Raw genomic sequence first — 2,920 nt, 5'->3', positions numbered from 1 at the left:
GTTTACCGCCCCTGGTCCTTGGAGGGGCAGCGCATCGAAGTGCGCGGGCTTGTCGAGCCCATCCCCACTATGGACGTTGGCCTTGCCTGGTCGCGTGACAGATCAATCGAACCGGCGGCTGCGGCCTTCCGGGCCTTTATGTCCGTAACCATGGGCGGCGGCGGCTAACCTCCTGCCGCCAGTCAGGCGCTATGGCTGGTTGAGCAGCGGAGCATGCCGCGCGCAGGAGCTGATGCCTCGCATCATCAAGGGGGATTTCACCTTTGTCGCAAATTACCTCGTCATCGTCGTCCCTCAGGTTGCTCCCGACAAACAGAAGGAATTCTTGGACAGTCTTATTGGTCCACCTCGGACCGGAACCGGAGAAGTTTCTCATCGGCGGGCGGTGACTTCACGGTTGCGGGCTACGATCTGCTCGTGGCGGAGGGGAGGCGTCGCCTCGATGAAGCCCTTGATCAGCGCGTCGCGAATTCCGGGTGCGCGCGCCTTTTCCGCCGTGGACAGCGCATCCTGAAGATCAGGCAACGTCAGTTCCGTGCAGTAGGCGGGCGTGCCCGGTTGCTCAGCGCATGGTGCGCGGATCTATTCCGTATTGAGCGGACATCCAGAGGGTCGCGCAGGGCGGTGCTGCCGACGGAGCAGTCCGCCTCGAAACTCGTATAGCTCGCGGCATCTACTGACGGCGCGCGCCAGGCGCCAGGCAGGTTGCGGTGCCCGTTGTCCGGATGCATGCCGGTATCATCTGCCTGATCATCGTGTCCTCGTTTCGCTCGCTAATGCCGACCTGTTAGAATAATCGACCGGGGGCTATATGGAGACTCTCTCCGATTCGGCTTTTAGATACGGAGAGTGTCTCCGGTATTCAAGGGTTCAAGGTCAGTAATGTCGCAATTTTCGGTCGCGTCAGCCCTGCGCAGGGACGCGCAGCATAATCGGGCGCACATTCTCGAGGTGGCGCGACAAGCGTTCGGCAACGACAGTGTTGACGTTTCGATGGATTCTATTGCGAAGCTGGCGGGCGTGGGAGCAGGGACGCTCTACCGCCATTTTCCAAACAAAGACGCCCTGCTGGCTGCGCTGTTAGTTCTTCATTATGAAGGCCTCGACCATCGTCGCGTTGAAATCGAAGCCGGGGAGAGCGATGCAGGCCGCGCACTCGAACTCTGGGTTGAAGCTCTCGGCGACTGGATGCTGGCTTATGAGGGCTTGCCTGAACCGTTACGGGCGGCTTGCCGAGTAGAATCCCCGCTGACGCCGACCTGCCATGCTGTCATCGCGACGACGGAGCGAATCCTGAAGGCTGCACAGGACGAAGGGCTTGCACGACGGACGATGACCGGGCGCGACATCTTTTTCGGGGCACTGGCGATCGCTTGGGCGAGCGGCGCAACGGCAGCGGGCGAAGACATCCGCAACGTGCTTCGCGACATTCTGAAGAACGGGTGGATGGAACCGAAAACAGCACCGGGCGGCCGACCTTAGTCTGCCTATCCGACTGTGCAGCCTCTCGAATTTAATCACGACCGCCGCTAGCGGGTGTGCATCAAACAAGTGCTCTCTGACAGGCGGCCGCTGGGCTTGGGAAGGAGCGGCGTGTGAGGGCGGCAATTGGTCGGCCGCCCGCAGCCGCTTGCACAACCGCGATAGCAAAACCTTGGCATGATGAGGAAGAATATTGGACGAGCGGGGGTTTTCTGTACCTCTTGACCAAGCGTGAGCACTCGTCTTGGCGCTATGCTATCATTTCTGATCCCGCTTCCTGAAAACGGGGGATCCCGCAGAGCCTGAGGCAAGTCACCACTTCGTCCAGGATGATATCCAGTGCCTTGGCCACGCCGGGCTCGCCAGCCACGGCGCCGAACAGGGCGGCCCGGCCGATCGCCGCGACGGTGGCGCCGCGTGCCTTGGCCTTGACGATGTCCGTGCCCGTGCGGATACCGGAATCGATGAGGATCGGGATTTGGGCGCCAAGTGCCTGACGGATAGCGGGCAGGGCATCGATGCTCGATACAGCACCGTCGAGCTGGCGGCCTCCATGGTTGGACACCCAGATGCCATCGGCACCAGCCGCCACCAGTCGCGACGCATCGCCCGGGTGCAGGACGCCCTTGACCAGCAGCCGGCCTTTCCACCAGTCGCGGATCTGGCGGAAATCGTCCCAGTCGAAACCTGCATGGAGGCTGCCGCCAACACGCGCGGCGATCGTCAGGCCGGCGCTGTTGTCACCGAGATAGCCGCGGACGTTCTCGAACTGGGGCAGACCGCCGCGCAGCAGGCGCAGCGACCAGCCAGGATGAAGCATGCCTTCCCAGAGATGCCGGGCCGAAGGCCGCAGTGGGATAGATATGCCGTTCCTAAGATCCTTTTCGCGCTTGCCACCGGCTTGCAGATCAACGGTCACCACCAGCGTCGAATAGCCAAATTCTTCCGCTCGCCTCACCAACTGGCGATTGAAGTCGAAATCCTTGAGCACATAAAGCTGGAACCACAGCGGCCCCTGTACGGCTCGCGCCATGCCTTCGATGCTGGCCGTGGCCATGGTGGAGAGCGTGTAGGGGATGCTGCGAGCGGTTGCCGCCCTCGCGATGGCAATGTCGGCTCCGGGCCTGACCAGCGCGCAGGAGCCCATCGGGCTGATCACCAGCGGTGTTGGCAAGGTCTCGGACCAGAGCGTCGTGGAAACGTTCGGATGCGAAACATCGGTAAGCACGCGCGGCAAAATTCTGATCTTTTCGAAATCGCTTCGATTGGCTTTGAGGGTGAGTTCTTGCCCCGCCCCGCCATCGATGAATTCGAAGACGGATTTCGGCAGACGACGACGGGCAAGCGTGCGAAAGTCCTCGACCGAAACCTGGCGATCGAGAGCGCCCATCTCAGGTCTGGACCCTGTGCCGGCCGGAGCCGAGCATTTCCTGAAGAC

The 2,920-nt window shown here is 61.8% G+C and carries 3 protein-coding genes and 1 pseudogene; 2 read left to right on the top strand and 2 right to left on the bottom strand.

Going from position 1 to position 2,920, the window contains the following annotated elements; all coding sequences use genetic code 11:
* A pseudogene (locus EN969_RS36240) lies at window positions 1–168 on the top strand (LysR family transcriptional regulator); the annotation flags it as partial.
* A gap of 204 nt (window positions 169–372) precedes the next feature.
* On the opposite strand, the gene EN969_RS24840 reads toward EN969_RS36240, so the two are convergent.
* The gene (locus tag EN969_RS24840) at window positions 373–525 is read right to left on the bottom strand and encodes a hypothetical protein (protein WP_244514267.1); all 153 of its coding nucleotides are present in this window, start codon (window positions 523–525) and stop codon (window positions 373–375) included.
* A gap of 357 nt (window positions 526–882) precedes the next feature.
* On the opposite strand from EN969_RS24840, the gene EN969_RS24835 reads away from it, so the two are divergent.
* On the top strand, window positions 883–1,482 hold the full coding sequence (locus EN969_RS24835) for a TetR/AcrR family transcriptional regulator (protein WP_063167472.1): 600 nt from the start codon (window positions 883–885) through the stop codon (window positions 1,480–1,482).
* Between the two features lie 250 nt (window positions 1,483–1,732).
* Here EN969_RS24835 and EN969_RS24830 read toward each other — a convergent pair.
* The coding region (locus EN969_RS24830; protein WP_245467490.1) for an alpha-hydroxy acid oxidase at window positions 1,733–2,920 on the bottom strand (1,188 nt) is incomplete at its 5' end.

Origin of the sequence: Mesorhizobium sp. M7A.F.Ca.CA.003.01.2.1 (genome assembly GCF_003998945.1) — a bacterium.
In the GTDB taxonomy this organism is placed as follows: domain Bacteria; phylum Pseudomonadota; class Alphaproteobacteria; order Rhizobiales; family Rhizobiaceae; genus Mesorhizobium; species Mesorhizobium ciceri.
This window is presented reverse-complemented; position numbering and strand designations above follow the sequence as displayed.